General features: G+C 65.5%; 13 protein-coding genes. All 13 read right to left on the bottom strand.

The genetic code is table 11. The features are described from left to right. Window positions 1-16: 16 nt before the first annotated feature. Window positions 17-1,462: a hypothetical protein gene (locus IY716_RS00995; RefSeq protein ID WP_218219805.1), complete on the bottom strand. Its 1,446-nt coding sequence runs from the start codon at window positions 1,460-1,462 to the stop codon at window positions 17-19. A gap of 64 nt (window positions 1,463-1,526) precedes the next feature. After that, window positions 1,527-2,489, bottom strand: coding sequence for a glycosyltransferase family 2 protein (locus tag IY716_RS00990; protein ID WP_218219804.1), 963 nt, complete (start codon window positions 2,487-2,489; stop codon window positions 1,527-1,529). Further along, window positions 2,486-3,313: a WecB/TagA/CpsF family glycosyltransferase gene (locus tag IY716_RS00985; RefSeq protein ID WP_218219803.1), complete on the bottom strand. Its 828-nt coding sequence runs from the start codon at window positions 3,311-3,313 to the stop codon at window positions 2,486-2,488. The genes IY716_RS00990 and IY716_RS00985 overlap by 4 nt, the downstream gene beginning before the upstream one ends. Further along, the gene (locus IY716_RS00980) at window positions 3,310-4,566 is read right to left on the bottom strand and encodes a hypothetical protein (RefSeq protein ID WP_218219802.1); all 1,257 of its coding nucleotides are present in this window, start codon (window positions 4,564-4,566) and stop codon (window positions 3,310-3,312) included. The genes IY716_RS00985 and IY716_RS00980 overlap by 4 nt, the downstream gene beginning before the upstream one ends. A 9-nt stretch (window positions 4,567-4,575) precedes the next feature. Then, window positions 4,576-6,105 carry a polysaccharide biosynthesis tyrosine autokinase gene (locus IY716_RS00975; protein ID WP_218219801.1) on the bottom strand — a complete coding sequence of 510 codons (1,530 nt, stop codon included), beginning with the start codon at window positions 6,103-6,105 and terminating at the stop codon, window positions 4,576-4,578. A gap of 212 nt (window positions 6,106-6,317) precedes the next feature. Next, complete coding sequence (locus IY716_RS00970; RefSeq protein WP_218219800.1) at window positions 6,318-9,251, bottom strand: LuxR family transcriptional regulator; 2,934 nt, start codon at window positions 9,249-9,251, stop codon at window positions 6,318-6,320. A gap of 129 nt (window positions 9,252-9,380) precedes the next feature. Then, window positions 9,381-9,713: a metal-sulfur cluster assembly factor gene (locus tag IY716_RS00965; RefSeq protein ID WP_192590342.1), complete on the bottom strand. Its 333-nt coding sequence runs from the start codon at window positions 9,711-9,713 to the stop codon at window positions 9,381-9,383. Between the two features lie 81 nt (window positions 9,714-9,794). Next, entirely contained in the window at window positions 9,795-10,253 is a 459-nt protein-coding gene (gene sufU / locus IY716_RS00960) for a Fe-S cluster assembly sulfur transfer protein SufU (protein ID WP_218219799.1), read from the bottom strand. Further along, complete coding sequence (locus IY716_RS00955) at window positions 10,253-11,584, bottom strand: SufS family cysteine desulfurase (RefSeq protein ID WP_369699541.1); 1,332 nt, start codon at window positions 11,582-11,584, stop codon at window positions 10,253-10,255. The genes sufU and IY716_RS00955 overlap by 1 nt, the downstream gene beginning before the upstream one ends. 5 nt (window positions 11,585-11,589) lie before the next feature. Beyond that, window positions 11,590-12,351, bottom strand: coding sequence for a Fe-S cluster assembly ATPase SufC (sufC, locus tag IY716_RS00950; RefSeq protein WP_218219798.1), 762 nt, complete (start codon window positions 12,349-12,351; stop codon window positions 11,590-11,592). Between the two features lie 83 nt (window positions 12,352-12,434). Further along, complete coding sequence (gene sufD / locus IY716_RS00945) at window positions 12,435-13,724, bottom strand: Fe-S cluster assembly protein SufD (RefSeq protein WP_218219797.1); 1,290 nt, start codon at window positions 13,722-13,724, stop codon at window positions 12,435-12,437. Window positions 13,725-13,844: 120 nt separating this feature from the next. Beyond that, window positions 13,845-15,302, bottom strand: coding sequence for a Fe-S cluster assembly protein SufB (gene sufB, locus IY716_RS00940; protein WP_255316380.1), 1,458 nt, complete (start codon window positions 15,300-15,302; stop codon window positions 13,845-13,847). Next, the gene (locus tag IY716_RS00935) at window positions 15,299-16,270 is read right to left on the bottom strand and encodes a metalloregulator ArsR/SmtB family transcription factor (RefSeq protein WP_218219796.1); all 972 of its coding nucleotides are present in this window, start codon (window positions 16,268-16,270) and stop codon (window positions 15,299-15,301) included. The genes sufB and IY716_RS00935 overlap by 4 nt, the downstream gene beginning before the upstream one ends. Window positions 16,271-16,306 lie beyond the last annotated feature (36 nt).

The following is a 16,306-nucleotide window of genomic DNA, read 5'->3' as shown; positions in this document are numbered from 1 at the left end:
AGACGAGCAGACGGGGTCAGGAGCGCGGCCTGACAGGCTGGAGAACGGAGGGTTCACGGCGGTTGCCTTTCGTTTGAACGGGGTTGCGCTGAGCCGGTGCAGACTCAGCGTCGGAAGGGAGTGTGTCGTGAGGCGGCCTGTTGACTTTTCGGTGGGCCATGATCAGTCCCGGGATGACTTCGGCGACGATCACGCCGATGGCCATCGAGATGCCGGGGGCCGCCGCACCCAGTCCGAGTCGGACTCCGAGAACCGTCCCGGGGATGACCAGCGCCAGCAGCGTCAAGGACATGGCCGCCTGTCGCCAGAATCCACGCCGATCGGTGAGCAGGTTGGCCTGGGTCAGATACATGGATTGCGCGACCAGCGCCGTCGCCATGCCCAGGACGACGCCCCAGGACGGGACGAGATCGCCTCCGGTGACGAGATTCGACACAGGGCGGGTCAGCAGCGCGAAGCCGAGTGCAGCGGCCAGCCCGAGTCCGAGGAACATCACATTGGCCCGCCGCCACAGCGCAATGTCCGGGTCGACGGCGAACCGAGGCCAGAGCACCATGGCAGACATGAAGAGCACAGAGTAGACCGGCATGTACAGCTGCAGGGCCATGGCGTACTCACTGACGTCTGCGGCAGTCGCCACCCGTGCCAGCACGAGTCTTCCGTGCTGCTCCGACAGCGCCCGTCCGGCCATCGCCAGGAGCACCGGAAGGCCCCCGAGCAGAATCAGGCGCACCGCGACCAGGAACCTCTCCTCTGTCCCGGAACTGCCTGCCTGCTGGTCATCGGCTCTCTCGGCATAGAGACCCTTGAGTCCGATCCGTGGGTGCAGGAACGCCAGCGAAGCACAGATCGCCACATACGTCACGGTGCTCACCGGAAGCCCCACCGCGAGCCAGATCGGGGGCGCCTCGGCTCCGATGAGGAGCAGCACCAGCAGGAGGTTGCCGATGGGAGGGATCAGACCGAGCAGCACGAGCAGGTCTGTGCGGTCCCGGCCCATCAGCACTCGGGCCGCCAGCCCCATGGGGAGACCCAGGAAGAAGATGCAGAGCACGAGGCTCATCACGAGATCCACCTGCGGCCCCAGCCCGTCCGGCACCTGGAAGAATGAGGACCAGAGCCCGTACACGCCTGCCACTGTCGCCGCAGTCGTGCCGCCGAGCCCCACCGCCGCCAGCACCAGAGCGGTCCGCCGGACCAGGATCCGGACTTCGGCCACGGATTCACGGCCCTTGCTGGCCCGGGCCACGGCCCGTGCGACGGCCGCTCCCAGCCCAAGGTCGGCGAAGGGCAGTGCAATCTGCAGCTGGGCGATCATGATGATGAATCCAAAGGCGAGGACGCCTGCGTACTGAACGGTGAGCCCCGCCGAGGTCAGCGCACAGGCACCGCTGATGGGGAGCACGGCGGCGCGCATTCCGGCCGTGCGCAGGAGCATCGTGGTCCAGCTTCGCTGCTTCACAGACTCCCCCGGTTCGAGGGCTTCAGCCCGCCCTGTGTCGGGAGACGCGCTGGCGAGAGGTGTCTCAGCTTCCACGACTGACCGCCCGCACCACACCTGAAAGACCCACAAGGACGGCCGCCGGGTGAGGTTTCGCTCGGAGCCCCTGTGTGAGGTGACGAGCACCTGCGAGCCAGGCACGCGAGGCGAAGGCATCGCGGGCCACCACAGATGTCAGGAAGTCGGCCCGCGCGCGGTCGTCGATCTCCGCGCCGAACGAGTGGACCCATGCCGAGCTGGCCCGCCAGTCAGGGGTCCGCGAAATCGACCCGTGGGTCCCCTGATGAACTCGAACCAGAACCTCCGGGAGCATCTGCAACGGGTGGCCCGCGCGCTCCACTCGTCCTACCCAGTCCCAGTCCTGATGCCGGGTGAGTTGCTCGTCCCATGCCACCTGCAGCGCCATCTCGCGGCTGCACAACAGCGAGGAGGTCTGCATGAAGTGCCGTCGCAGGCGCAGGGTGGAGCGGTCAAACACGTAATCCACCACTGAGGGCCTCGAGCGGCCGGCAGGCTGGTAGAGCTGTTCCGGAACGACTCGGCTCGTGGCTCCGATCAGCAGCGAGCGTGAACTGACCAGTTTGTCGTCGCCTGCCACGGCGAGCTGCATGGCGGACTTTTCGGCGACCCACTCGTCGTCGTCATCGAGGAATGCAACGTGGGTGGTCTCAGCGGACTGGACCCCCAGATTTCGGGCTGCTGCCGCGCCCAGACCCCCTGGGGTGAGCACCAGCACATGTGGGAGACCAGCCAGGAGCCTCTTCACCTGTTCTTCTCTGTCAGGACGATCAAGGACGACCAGCGCCGTGGTCGGAAGAGTCTGTCGCAGTACCGAGCGCACCGCGCGCTTGAGGGATATCCTTCCCACGGTCGGAATGACGGCAGTCAGCGCGTCTCGACGCCGCGGAGAACTGCGGTGCAGCGCCCTGTAGTCCAGGGTCGGAGCGTCCGTGGCCGAACTCATCAGGGGAAGTGGTGCCGCGTTCATCGGGTCCTCCTCACCAGCAGCGCTGCCAGTTTGATCGGCTCCAGCAGATAGCGGCCGCTGAGTCGCCGAGGATCAGAGGCGAGGCGCCAGAGCCATTCGAAACCCCAGGCGCCGACCTGTCGAGGAGCAAGCGACTGGACGCCGCCCAGCTGGTCCAGCGCGCCACCCACGGTGGCGATCACAGGAACATCGAGCAGATGCGACAGCTCGTCTGCTATCCGTTCCTGAAGCGGCATGCCCATCCCGATCAGCAGGACCTGAGGGTCATGAGCACGAATCTGTTCGATCACAAGGGCCAGATCCTTGTCGCACCATGGGTCTGCGGGAATCGACTGCCATGAGACATCACCGTTGAGGGACTCGAAATACTTCTGCGCGGCAGCGGCCGCCTCGGTCGTCCCCCCCAGTGCGGTCACTCGCGTGATCCCGGCCAGTGTGGTCAGCCCATCCAGCCAGTCGGTCGAACCGAGGCGATGCTGGGCGCTCCACAGCGCCGGTGGGTCCAGCTTCGCGACTGCATGGGGCGGCGCCCCGTCCGCCATTTCAGGCTGCGCCGCTGCCCGCCGGTGACTCCTCGCGGGCCAGAACCGCAACAGCGCGAGCAGCGGCATGCCATCGATGATCACAGCACCGGCATGGGCGTAGAAGTCCCGAACCTCCGCGAGGTGGTGCCAGAGGTAGACCGAGTGGAGGTTATGGCCGGCTACGACCAGGCGGCGGCGCTCGAGGACGGCGCGATGGATGTGACGCAGCAGCTCCTGACGACGCAGCGGTGAGACGCGCACGCCCAGCAGCGGCACCTTCACGGTGGGAATCACGGTCATCGAAAGGCTCCTTCGAGCGGGACAAATGGTTGTTGCGGCGTTCTCGGCGGCGCTTCCGACCGGAGCGGACTCGTCTTCAGATTCGGCGCGGTGAGCACCGCCAGGAGGATCGGGAGTGCCACATACGGATTGTTCAGCCCACTGACCGAGAGGCTGTTGATGGTCGCGATGGACATCAGCACGATGATCAGCGTCCATGACACGCGCGACATGTGCATGACGACGACCGGGACGAGCAGCGCAAGCAGCAGGGCAAGGACACCGCCGTCGTAGTAGAGACGCATGGCGAAGGAGTGCAGGATCACCGAGTAGCACTGACCGTCCCCGGCGGAGGAGAACAGCCTCTCGTAGTAAGAGAGATCCTCACAGGCACCGGCCGAGAGCGGGGTGATCGGCGGGGTTCCGAAGAGCCGCTGCATCCACCCCCAGTTCGCGGTCTCCTTCTGCAGGACCTCGAAGAACTGGACCCGATCGATGACCCGAGACTCAGCGGCCCGAGCTTGGAAGACGAACCACGGCAGGGCAGCCGCGGCCAGCGGAATCAGGCTGGCGAGGTACTTCATGAACACATCGGAGCTGCGACTGCTCCACAGCGCATAGACCACCAGCACGAGATAGGTCAGCGCCCCGCTGCGGGAACCGGAGAGCACTGTCAGGACGCCGAGCAGGACGACCAGCCAGAATCGGTATGGAGCGTTCTGCCGGTGCACCACGGCTGCCAATGCGGTGAAGAGTGCGAGTTCGAAATTGTTCTCCAGAAACAGCCCCGGGCGCTCGTCGGGGCCGAGCAGCGCGGTGGTGAGGATCGACTTGATGGTCGCCAGCGCGATCAACCACCAGGCCAACCGGTGCAGAAGATCAGTGCGACTCCATCGGTGGCCGCGCGCCATGGCGAACACCACCAGGTAGACCAACCACCGATGCGCCTGGAGCAGATCCTCCAGCGGCGGCTGCTCGAGGAGCGCCCCGATGATGCGAGTGGCGACATACGCCGCCAGGACAACCAGCATCAGGTGCGCCCTGATCCGTCCTCGGACGAAGATCCAGGCGGCGAGGAGCAGCACCCAGGCGTCGAGGATCGCGGTCATCGGCAGCGGCGAGAACTCGCCGACATAGATGACGCTGACCAATGCGCTCCCGACGAGTGCCAGATACAGCAGCCGCTGGAGCCAGACCGGGATGTCGACCATCCGCGCGCGTGGGTCTCGGGCCACCGCTGGGCGCACCGGAGCGGTCTGCCACACCCTCGACATCACCGCGAATCACCCCCTCTCCCGAGGGAGCACCACGACTCGGTTCTTCCGGGACTCGGCGGTCGATGCACTCGACTCTGATTCGGAGAGCCGACGCGGGCCGGCGGGCACATTCTGCCCGACCGTGAGCCGGGGGCTGCCCGCGGGATCCAGCTCCCCGCGGGTGCGTCGTGACGGACGCTGACGACGTTCCTGCAGGCTGTCCGGGCCGCGCATGGGCACCCCGACGAGAACCAAGCCCACGACCCGAGCCCGAGCGCGGGCAAGCAGCTCGAAGCTGGTGGCAAGCTGAGCTCGAGTCGCGGTGCCATAGCGGGTCACCACGATCACCCCTGTGGTGATCTGCGCCAGCAGCGCGGCGTCAGAGACCGAAAGAAGGGCTGGTGTGTCGATGATGGTCACGTCATAGTTCTCGGCACAGGCCTCCAGAAGGGCCTGTACCTTCTCCACACTCGCAGGCTCCATGCTCTGGTCTTCGCGGGCGCCGGGCAGGATCACGTCAAGTCCATCCTCCACTCCGGGGATGATGACGTCCTCGAGGTAGACGGTGCCTCCCAACACGTCCCGCAGACCGCCGGTCTCCCCGTGCTCCATGTCCATGTCGAGCCACTCCGACAGATCTGGGTTCTCAAAGTCGGCCCCGATGAGCAGGGTCTTTCGACCGCCCTCGGCGAGGGAACGGGCCAGGTTGACCGCAACTGTCGTCCTGCCCTCGCGCTCCACCGAGCTGGTGATGACATAGGAGCTGGGTGAACTGAAGGACTCACCGAAGCGCAGTCGCATTCGCATCTCACGGAATGCCGCAGCGGTATCGGCCGTTCCTCGGCCTTTGCGCCGGCGGGCTTCTCGGCCGCCGCCTTCTCGCCGTGTCACACCCAGCAGGGGTGCCACGGTGAGCGGGGCGAAGTCTTCGGGACGCCGGACCGTGGTGTCCAGCGCCTCGCGCAGGAAGGCCAGTCCGATGCCCAGGATGAGCCCGATGGCCACTCCTGCTCCCAGAGTGAGATCGAGTCGCGGGCTTTCCGGGGTGGTCGGCACTTGTGCGGCCTGGACGACCGCAAGGTCCATGATTCCCGAGTCCCCCACAGGGCTGCCTTCGAGCGAGGTCTCGATCTCATCGACCACGTTCTGCAGACTCGTGACGACGGCATCGGCGATGTCCGCCGCCTGCTGCGCCGAGCCGGCTGTTGCGGTGATCTCCAGCAGCGTGGTGTCGGCGAGGGCCTGGGCTTCGACATCGTCTGCCAGTGCAGTGGCCGATGTCGACAATCCGAGCGACTGCACCACGGGGCCCAGGACGGCGGGCGTGCTGACGAGATCGGCGTAGGTGGCAGCGCGCTGTTCCGCGAATGAACTGCCCTGCTGCAGCTGCGCCAGATCCGCGCCGCTGGAGGCCGAGACGAAGACCTTGGTCGTGGAGGCGTAGGTGATCGCCTGAAACGGGTAGGTGGCCGCTGCGCCGATCACGGCGAGGGCCAATGTGAGGAGGATGGTGGCCCATCGCCGACGGCAGATGCGCAGGTAATCTTGCATATTCATGTGTGACAACTTTCCCGGTGCGTGGTCAGAAGTCACCGGGTAGGACGCCCCTGGAACGGTGGGGCATCCATCACGGTGCGAGCCTCACGCTAGGTGCTGATCCATGCTTCGCATCACGGGGGTGAACGAACCCCCGCAGGGACTACGGGGGAACCCCCGTGTTTCCCCGTGGTCGAGAATCAATGAATGTGACTCAGGCCACCCATAAGCAGTTATGCACTGCGCAGGTCGTCTTCTTCCTCGACCTGGAGCATCCGACGAAGCGCATGACGGGAATCCAGACCGAGCTTTCCCAAGGCATTGGCCACGTGATATTCGACGGTACGCACGGAGAGCACCAGTTCCTCGGCCACGTCCTTATTCGTCAGACTCTGGCCGACCATCAGCGCAATCTCCCGCTCTCTGGTCGTGAGTGCGGTGAGCGCAAACCGCGCTTTGGAGCTGAGCCCCTCGGGGAGGTCGACCAGGCGCGGTCGTTCCCGGGCACCCTGTCCCGTCGTCGACTTGCGCAAGGTGCGGAAGAGCTCATCGGCCTGATGGAAGAGCCCCTCTGCGCCGCAACCCTGGAACATCGACGCCGCCCACAGCACCCATTCCGCCGTCTCTTCCGCCTTGTCCTGCAGCGTGTCCAGCCCCTGGATCACACAGTGACCGAGGTCCAGGGCCAGAAGACCCCGGTAGATGCTCAGCGCTCCCCCATCCCCCGGAATATGTGCTGATTTGAGGCCGGGCACCGCTGTGATCGCTGACATTGCCGCGATCAGGTGCTCGTGGGCGGCAGCGTGCTTGCCGGCCCCTAAGGCGGCCAGACCGCGCAGGTGGCGCAGGACGTAGTCACGGTGCGCGGCGGAGGTATGTTCATCAGCGCGAACTTTGGTGATCAGTCCCGGCAGCGCCTGGGACCGCCCACTGTGCAGCAGGGCGCGGCCCAGCAACACCGCCGAGGTGGCCGCACGGGACCAGATGCTGAACTCGACCTGCATGCCCAGGATGCTGCTGATGACCTTCTCATGATCCTGGTCCGCAGTGGCGGCCCAGGCGTCCACGTATCCGCGTCCTGCGCGACCCAGGCTCGTATCGGACACTCGGCCCACATGGGCGCGCAAGTCGAAGGACCAGCTCTGCGTCTCGCGGTGCCCTCGTGCGGCGGGCACAAGGTGCACCGCATTGAAAGCCAGGGGTGCCAGGTTGTCCTCGCTGACGTCGAGAACCTCCGATGCGGCGGCCTCGGCGATGATCTGGGCCTCGGTCCAGAGCCCCGCCTCGAACAACAGATACGTCATATGCACCTCGGCCTGCGCCAATGAGCGCCGGTTTCGCCCGGGCCAGTTCTCGATGGCGGTGGTCAGGTCGGCATAGGCCTCCGATGGGTGGCCTGCGGTGCGCAGCACGGCCCCGCGGGCCACCAGCAGCGCCATCTGCGCGGACTCCGTTCCCGGAACCATCCGCACCTCGTCCAGGAGCTTCTGGACATCTCGGGAGAAGGACTGAGGCTGGACATCCTCGATGCCTTCCAGCGACTGCCAGAGCTGCAGACTCACGCGCAGGCCGCGGGTCTCCGCCAAGAGCTGTTCGGGTGTGGCAATTCGGGTGCGCACACTGGGGTCTTCGGCCTGGATCTGATCTTCCAGCTGCAGAAGGGCTTGCACTGTCCGGGCGGCGATATGGAGCAGATGCCAGTAGGAGCCGCGCAGACCCGAGGTGCGTGAGGCCTGCAGCACGGTGTCGGCGTAGCAGAGCAGAGCCTTGGGCGTCGCGGCCTCGATGTCCACGCCGCCGGCGAGAAAGCCCAGTGTGGCCTCGAGATCTCCGCGGATCAGGCTCTCGCGCCCCAAGAGGCCCCGGCGCAGCACGGGGTGCACCTCGTGACTCTGCGCCCAGCTGACGGTCGCGTCCACGTCGATCTTGGTCCCGGCTCGCATCGCCGCAAAGGTCAGGCATTCAAGCGTGCTGCCGGAGCGATCCACCTCGAAGGCGAGCCGACTCAGCTCAAGCGCCTGGGCAGTGTCACCGCTTCGGCTGGCGGTGCGGGCGGCATCGACAAGAGCCTCGACCGTGTCCGCCGGCATCTCCACGCCTGGGTCCATGAGCAGAGCCTCGGCTCGGTGACGCGCGGAGGCTGATCCAGCCTCGACCCGGGAGAGTCGCATCTGCAGATCAACGCGCAGGTCACGGCCGAGATCCGCGACCAGGCAGCGTTCAAAGACCTTGTACTTGAGCGAGAAGCGCCCTGAGATCATCTCTTCCTGGACCAGGTTGGAGTTCCTGAGCGCCTCGACGTCGAGTGACTCGACCCCGAGCAGAGTGCTCATCTCATGGACGGAGAGGGGATAGCGCGCCAACGCCAGGAGGGCGAGCATCTGCTGCACGCTCTCGGAGGCTTCTTCGAAGACCTGCCGGATCAGCAGGCGCTGCGCCTCCGCTGGTCCTTCTCCGCGCTCCAACTCGCGCAGCGCCGCCTGCAGGGCCTCTGCCGTGACCATATCGTCGAGCCTGGTGAGCCTGTCGATGACGTGGTCGAGGAAGGCGGGAAAGCCCCCTGTGACATCGTGGACGCGCGCCGCCACGTTGCTGCTGATCGGCAGCCCCGTATGCTCCTGGAGCAGCTCACGGACCTCGGACCGGGTGAACGGCTCCAGAACTATGCGCAGCGCCTCACCGGCGGTCTCGGTGAAGCGGATGAGCCGATGCATCTCGGGGTGCTGCGTGGCGCGCGCAGTCACCATCGAGAGCATCGGGATGTCCTCAATCTCGCGGATCGTCTGGTAGATCACATCCGAGGAGAGCGGATCCACCCACTGCATGTCCTCGATCACAAGGACCACGGGCTCGGTGATGGCATCGGCCTGCTCCTGGACAAGCGCAGCGAGCTCTTCCACATCGCAGGGCGCACGGTAGCGCTGGGGCTTCCGCAAGAGGTGGGTGGCCGCGTATCCGGGAATCTCGCGGTCCGAAGGATCGAGGTACACGTTCGAACGTGACCATCCGGGCAGACGGGAGACTGCCTCGTTGAGCAACGAGGTCTTCCCCACTCCCGGTGGGCCTTCGATGAGGACGAAGCGCGGGGCGACGGAGGTGTGAACGGCCTCCGCCGCCGCCGCGATCACTTCGAGCTCCGACCGCCGACCCAGAAAACGTGTTGACATTGACATGGCTGCTCCTGGCGCAGGCCACCTTTTGTCTGGTTCAGGGTCCAGACATGAAAGGCACCTGATCGCCATAGCCTATGTCAATGTTTTTTCCAGGAGAATAGCAATCGGAGAATTTGTTCAAATTTAAATATTGAACCCCAGCGCGCGCATCTGCTCGCGGCCGTCGTCGGTGATCTTCTCCGGACCCCACGGCGGCATCCAGACCCAGTTGAGCCGCCACTCGTCGACCATGGTGCCGACGTGCTGACCCACCTGCTCTTCGAGCACATCGGTCAGTGGGCAGGCCGCAGTGGTCAGCGTCATGTCGATCAGCAGGGCGCCATCCTCGGCATAGTTCAATCCGTAGAGCAGACCGAGGTCCACCACGTTGATGCCGAGCTCCGGGTCGATGACCTCCTTGAGCGCTTCCTCAACATCTTCAAGCGGCGTCTGGGCCGCTGCGACAGCGTCACTCATGGCGCTCTCCTTTCCCTATCGGGTAGCTGCTTCGGTGGTCTTTCGTCGATCTTGTCTGGTGCAACGTCATCGGTCGGGACACTATGCCCGGACCTGAGCCTGGGCAAGCGCATCCCGCAGGGCCATCCAGCCCAGCAGTGCGCATTTGATACGTGCAGGATACCGTGCCACTCCGGTGAAGGCCGAGGCATCCTCGAGCGCCTCAAGCCGTGCCGGATCCAGCTCCTGTCCTCGTGCCGCCATCAGCTCGCGAAAGTGCTCGCCGAGCTCGGCCGCACGGGTGACCGTTTCGCCGATCACGAGTTCATACATCACGGAGAGGGAGGCCTGGGAGATCGAGCAGCCCTGCCCGGTCCAGCCGAGCGCCTGGATCGTGTCGCCGGCTTCGTCGAGCTGCACGCGCAACGTGACCTGGTCACCGCAGGTGGGGTTGAGCTGGAAAGACTCTCCCCCGTACTCAGCGAGCTCACCCTCACCCTGTCGCGCGCGTGCGTGATCAAGGATGACCTGCTGGTAGAGCTGCTCCATGGCGTCTGCCATCACGCATCTCCTCGGGCGGCGGGTGCGGCGGACTCAGCAAGCCCGAAGAACCGGCGGACTTCGTGGAGCCCTGCGATGAAGGCTTCCACGTCGCCCGCGGTGGTGTAGACCCCGGCAGAGGCTCGAGCCGAGGCGTGGACTCCTAGTCGGCGATGGATGGGCTGCGCACAGTGGTGCCCGACGCGCACGGCCACGCCGAGACTGTCCAGCACCTGCCCGACGTCGTGCGGGTGGACCGACTCGACCTCGAAGGCGACGACGGCGAGACGGTCAGCAGAGTCCTGCGGCCCGAGCAGACGCACCCCCGGAACGCCCGCGATGCCGTCGATCATCAGCTGGGCCATCTCCGCTTCGTGTGCTGCGACCTGATCCATCCCGAGTGCACCGAGGTACTCGACCGCAGCCCGGAAGCCGATGACCTGGGCCACCATCTGGGTGCCCGCCTCGAAGCGCTGGGGCGGCGGCATGAAGCTGGTGGACTCCATCGTCACGACCTCGACCATGGAGCCGCCCGTCAGGAACGGCGGAAGGTCCTCCAGCAGCTCTCGTCTGCCGAAGAGTGCCCCGACGCCCGTGGGGCCTACCATCTTGTGCGCGGAGAAGGCTGCGAAGTCGACGCCCAGCGCGTGCAGATCCACCGGCATATGGGCCGCTGTCTGGCAGGCATCGAGCACCACATAGGCTCCCACGTCCCGCGCGCGGCGGACGAGCTGTGCGACATCCGTGATCGCCCCGGTCACGTTCGAGGCGTGCGTGATCGCGAGGATCCGGGTACGCGGCCCGATCACCGAGTAGGTCTCCGGATCCAGACGTCCCTCCTCGGTCAGCCCGATCCAGCGCAGCGTGGCGCCGGTCTTCGCCGCCAGCTGCTGCCACGGCACAAGATTTGCATGGTGCTCGGCCTCGCTGACGACGATCTCGTCGCCCGGGCGCAGCGCGTAGCGATCCCGCGCAGCGGCACTGACGGCATCCGCAGCGGGGCCGTCGGCGCCGGCACCTGCTGCGAGGCTCGCATTCAGGAAGCCGTGGGCGACCAGATTCAGCGCCTCGGTGGCGTTCTTGGTCCAGACGATCTCGTCCTCGGCGGCACCGACGAAGTCCGCGACCGCGGCCCGTGCGAGTTCATAGGCCTCGGTGGCCTCCTCGGCGAGCTGGTGCGCGCCGCGGTGCACCGCCGCGTTGGACTGGACGTAGAACGCCAGCTCCGCGTCGATGACCTGCTGCGGCTTCTGCGCGGTGGCTCCGGAGTCGAGGTACACCAGGGGCTTCCCGTCGCGGACCGTGCGGCCCAGCAGCGGGAAATCAGCCCTGATGGTGTCTGGATCGAACACGGTGCTCAGGCCTGGGCGGGGGCGAGGAAACGATCGTAGCCGTTGGCCTCGAGCTCGTCGGCCAGCTCCGGCCCACCCTGCTCTGCCACCCGTCCGTCCACGAACACGTGCACGTAGTCGGGCTTGATGTAGTTCAGGATGCGGGTGTAGTGGGTGATCAGCAGGGTGCCCATGTCGTTAGACTCCTGAGCACGGTTCACACCGTCGGAGACTACGCGCAGCGCGTCGATGTCGAGACCCGAGTCGGTCTCGTCCAGGACGGCGAACTTGGGCTTGAAGAGCTCGAGCTGGAGGATCTCCACGCGCTTCTTCTCACCGCCGGAGAAGCCTTCGTTGACATTGCGGTTCGCGAAGTCGGCGTCGATCTTGAGCTTCTCCATGGCTGAGCGGACATCCTTGGCCCAGGTGCGCAGCTTCGGGGCTTCGCCGTCGATGGCGGTCTTGGCGGTGCGCAGGAAGTTCGTCATGGTGACGCCGGGAACCTCCACGGGGTACTGCATGGCCAGGAACAGTCCCGCACGTGCGCGCTCATCGACTGCCATGTCCAGCACGTTCTCGCCGTCCATGGTGATGGTGCCGGAGGTCACGTTATACCGCGGGTGTCCGGCGATGGTGGAGGCCAGGGTGGACTTGCCGGAGCCGTTGGGGCCCATGATGGCGTGGATCTCACCGGAATTGATGGTCAGGGTGACGCCTTTGAGGATCTCTTTGACGCCCTGCTCGGTCTCGATGGAGACGTGCAGATCCTTGATCTCGAGAGTAGACATGTCTTGCGTGTCCTTTGCTTGGTTCGTGAAGAGTGCTGAAGGTGGGGAGAGCTGCCGTGTGCGGGCCGGGGCTGCGGGCAGCCTCAGAAGCCGGCGATCTCGAGTTCGTTCTCCAGGTCCTGGTGGATGGTGTCCTCGATGGAGTCGACGCCGATGGCCTGGACGATCTCGTTGAGGAAGCCGCGCACGACGAGCTGTCGGGCCTCCTTCTCGGGTATACCGCGGGCCATCAGGTAGAACAGGTGGTTCTCGTCGAAGCGGCCGGTGGAGGAGGCGTGTCCCGCGCCCTCGATGAGTCCGGTCTCGATCTCCAGGTTTGGGATCGAATCGGCGCGCGCGCCGTCGGTGAGGATCAGGTTCTGGTTCTTCTCGTAGGAGTCGGTGCCCTCGGCAGCCTTGCGGATGAGCACGTCACCGACCCACACGGTTCGGGCGTCCTGCCCCTGAAGCGCGCCCTTATAGAGCACATTCGAGCTGTTGCGCGGGGAGTTGTGGTCCACGAAGCTACGGTGCTCGAGGTGTTGCCCGGCGTCGGCGAAGTAGAGGCCGTACATGGAGGCCTCCCCTCCTTCGGCGGCGTATCGCACGTTGGAGTTCAGTCGGACGACCTCTCCGCCCAGGGTGATCGAGACGTGCTTGTACTTCGCGTCGCGACCGATCTCGGCATCCTGCTGACCCACGTGGATGGCGTCGCCGTCCCAGCGCTGCAGCGAGACCACGGTGACGTCGGCGCCGTCGCGCACGATGACCTCCACGTTGAGGTTCGCATCGGCGGATCCACGGTGCTCCAACACGAAGACCACCTTGGAGTGGGCCTCGGCCTCGAGCACGATGTGCGCGTTGGCGCGATGCCCGGCGGCCTCACCGGTGATGTCGATGAAGACCGGCTCGGTCAGCTCGGTGTCGGCAGCAACCTTGATGTAGTCGGCCTGTGCGGACTGGCTGTAGCCGACGACGGCGGCGCGGTCGGCCGCAGAGAAGACGGTGCCGCGCGGTGACTGAGCCAGGGCGAGCTCGCCGTGGGTGACGCCCTCGGCAGACTTGCGCAGCTCGATGGTGACCGGGGTCTGGGTGGCGGCGTCGGAGAGGACGCGGCCAAGCTTCTTCAGCGGCGAGAAGCGCCACTCCTCCTCACGCCCAGTGGGCACAGCAAAATCTGCCACGGAGAGGCTGGTGGTGCGATCGGCGCGGGATCCCCCGGACTGTGCCTTGGTCGTGGACTCCCCGAGACCGCCATGGGTGTGTTCGGTCTCCTCATGAGCGGTGGCGAGGTTCTCGCCCTCCTCGCTCATTCCGGGAATCGAGATGCGGGCTTCCCCGACCTCGACGCCTTCGACCTGTTCCGCCTGCTCGGCGGACGCGGATTTCGTCATGTGTTTCTCTTCCCTTGCTTCTTTGGGGTTCACTTCAGGCTCGGTGCATCCAGCAGCGTGCCCCGCCCGCCCGGCGCGTGTCGCACTGGGCGGGCGGGGTGCTGCATGAGTGTGGCTCGATCAGCCGACCGAACCTTCCATCTGCAGCTCGATGAGGCGGTTGAGCTCCAGCGCGTATTCCATCGGCAGTTCGCGAGCGATCGGTTCGATGAAGCCACGCACGATCATCGCCATGGCCTCGTCTTCTGCGAGTCCGCGGGCCATCAGGTAGAAGAGCTGATCCTCGGAGACCTTGGAGACGGTGGCCTCGTGACCCAGTGTCACGTCATCCTCGCGGATGTCGATGTACGGGTACGTATCCGAGCGCGAGATCGTGTCCACCAGCAGGGCGTCACAGACGACCGAGTTGGCGGAGTGTGATGCGCCCTCATTGACCTGGACCAGTCCGCGATACGCGGCACGGCCGCCGTTGCGGGCCACCGACTTCGACACGATGGTCGAGGAGGTGTGGGGTGCCATGTGAACCATCTTCGATCCGGTGTCCTGGTGCTGGCCCTCGCCGGCGAACGCGACGGAGAGAGTCTCGCCCTTGGCGTGCTCACCGGTGAGGTAGACGGCCGGGTACTTCATGGTGACCTTGGAGCCGATGTTGCCATCGATCCACTCCATGGTGCCGCCGGCGTCGACGACCGCGCGCTTGGTCACCAGGTTGTAGACGTTGGTGGACCAGTTCTGGATGGTCGTGTAACGCACACGGGCGTTCTTCTTCACCACGATCTCGACCACGGCGGAGTGCAGCGAGTCGGAGTCATAGATCGGCGCCGTGCAGCCCTCGATGTAGTGCACGTAGGAGTCCTCATCAGCGATGATCAGGGTGCGCTCGAACTGACCCATGTTCTCGGTGTTGATGCGGAAGTACGCCTGCAGCGGGATCTCCACGTGCACGCCCTTCGGGACGTAGACGAAGGATCCGCCGGACCAGACCGAGGTGTTCAGTGCAGCGAACTTGTTGTCGCCCACCGGGATGACCGAGCCGAAGTACTCCTCGAAGAACTCGGGGTGCTCCTTCAGCGCAGTGTCGGTGTCCATGAAGATGACGCCCTGCTCTTCGAGGTCCTCGCGGATCTGGTGGTAGACCACTTCGGACTCATACTGGGCAGCCACACCGGAGACCAGGCGCTCACGCTCGGCCTCTGGGATGCCGAGCCGCTCATAGGTGTTGCGGATGTCCTCGGGGAGGTCTTCCCAGGTCTTCGCCTGCTTCTCGGTGGAACGCACGAAGTACTTGATGTTGTCGAAGTCGATGCCCGAGAGGTCTGCTCCCCACATGGGCATGGGCTTGCGCTGGAAGTACTTCAAGCCCTTCTTGCGCAGCTTGAGCATCCATTCCGGCTCGCTCTTCTTGGCGGAGATGTCCTCCACGACCGCTTCGTCGATGCCACGCTTGGCGTTGGCACCGGCGCTGTCGGAGTCGGACCATCCGTACTCGTAGGACCCGATGCCCTGGAGCTCCGGGTTCCGCTCGAGAATATCGGAGGTGACCCCCGAGTCCTTTTCGCGCTGGATCTGCTCGGTCATGACAACCTCTCTTGTTGACGGGGGGAGATGACGATTCGTTTTCGTCCACCGTTGGCCGCACGCGACTCATTCGTCGCACCGGCTCCGGCGCTGATCTGTTGTTCTGCCTCTGCACTGGCTGCAGCGCGGGCCCGCTGCTCAGCGGCAAGCTTTTCGCGACCCACAGGAACGTGTGTGGTGCAGACATGTGCACCTGCCGCCTGTGTGGAAAGCCGCCTGACGTCGACGTCGAGCAGTCGGGAGATCATATCGGTCTCCTCCTCACAGAACACCGGATGAGCCGCAGCTATTTCCCTGATCGGACAATGACCCTGGCACAGCTGCGTGGACTGCATCGCCAGCAGCGGATTGTCCCGTCCGACGAGGCGGGTGAATCCCGCGAAGCCGTCTTCGGCAAAAAGCTGAGAAAGCCTGTCGGCCCGCGCGTCGAGGTCGCTGACGCCCTCGAGCTGTCGCTCCCACCGCTGTTCGAAGCCGGCGAAGTACTCCCGCGCCAGCCCGCGGGCGGTCTCCGGGGTGGGCCCGGTGACGTGTGAGTCCTCGGTCGTAGGTGCCGCTGCGGACTGGAGCATCGTGAGCGCCGTCTGCACCAGCCCCAGGTAGTCGTCGCCCAGGGAACGCTGGCCGCGTTCGGAGACCACATAACGGCGGGAGGGCCGACCAGCACCCCGACGACGCGTGGTGACGTTCTTGACTTCAAGGATTCCCTGCTCGGTCATCGCATCCAGGTGGCGGCGGACCGCCGCAGCGGTCAGCTTGAGCTCGCGACCCAGCGCTGCGGCACTGATGGGGCCTTCTTCGACCACCAGCTGCAGGACTCGCTGGCGAGTCGTGCTCTCAGCCTCGCGGAACGTCTCCGACTCTCCTTCAGTGGCGGGAGAAGGCCCGGCCCCCTCGGGAGCGGAGGGGCTCTCCGCTCCACGGCGCCGCTGGTCTGCGGCGACAGACTCGGAAGCAGTGGAATACATGACTCTATTCTGACCTATTCAGAACAAAGCCGCCAG

The organism is Nesterenkonia sp. Act20, from assembly GCF_019173455.1.
Taxonomy (GTDB): Bacteria; Actinomycetota; Actinomycetes; order Actinomycetales; family Micrococcaceae; genus Nesterenkonia.
This window is presented reverse-complemented; position numbering and strand designations above follow the sequence as displayed.

What these genes read in the sequence shown, in the direction of transcription:
- IY716_RS00980 (WP_218219802.1), bottom strand. Translation starts at nt 4,566, where the DNA reads ATGTCGAGGGTGTGGCAGACCGCTCCGGTGCGCCCAGCGGTGGCCCGA.
- sufU (WP_218219799.1), bottom strand. Translation starts at nt 10,253, where the DNA reads ATGGCAGACGCCATGGAGCAGCTCTACCAGCAGGTCATCCTTGATCAC.
- IY716_RS00975 (WP_218219801.1), bottom strand. Translation starts at nt 6,105, where the DNA reads ATGAATATGCAAGATTACCTGCGCATCTGCCGTCGGCGATGGGCCACC.
- IY716_RS00965 (WP_192590342.1), bottom strand. Translation starts at nt 9,713, where the DNA reads ATGAGTGACGCTGTCGCAGCGGCCCAGACGCCGCTTGAAGATGTTGAG.
- IY716_RS00985 (WP_218219803.1), bottom strand. Translation starts at nt 3,313, where the DNA reads ATGACCGTGATTCCCACCGTGAAGGTGCCGCTGCTGGGCGTGCGCGTC.
- sufB (WP_255316380.1), bottom strand. Translation starts at nt 15,302, where the DNA reads ATGACCGAGCAGATCCAGCGCGAAAAGGACTCGGGGGTCACCTCCGAT.
- IY716_RS00970 (WP_218219800.1), bottom strand. Translation starts at nt 9,251, where the DNA reads ATGTCAACACGTTTTCTGGGTCGGCGGTCGGAGCTCGAAGTGATCGCG.
- sufC (WP_218219798.1), bottom strand. Translation starts at nt 12,351, where the DNA reads ATGTCTACTCTCGAGATCAAGGATCTGCACGTCTCCATCGAGACCGAG.
- IY716_RS00990 (WP_218219804.1), bottom strand. Translation starts at nt 2,489, where the DNA reads ATGAACGCGGCACCACTTCCCCTGATGAGTTCGGCCACGGACGCTCCG.
- sufD (WP_218219797.1), bottom strand. Translation starts at nt 13,724, where the DNA reads ATGACGAAATCCGCGTCCGCCGAGCAGGCGGAACAGGTCGAAGGCGTC.
- IY716_RS00935 (WP_218219796.1), bottom strand. Translation starts at nt 16,270, where the DNA reads ATGTATTCCACTGCTTCCGAGTCTGTCGCCGCAGACCAGCGGCGCCGT.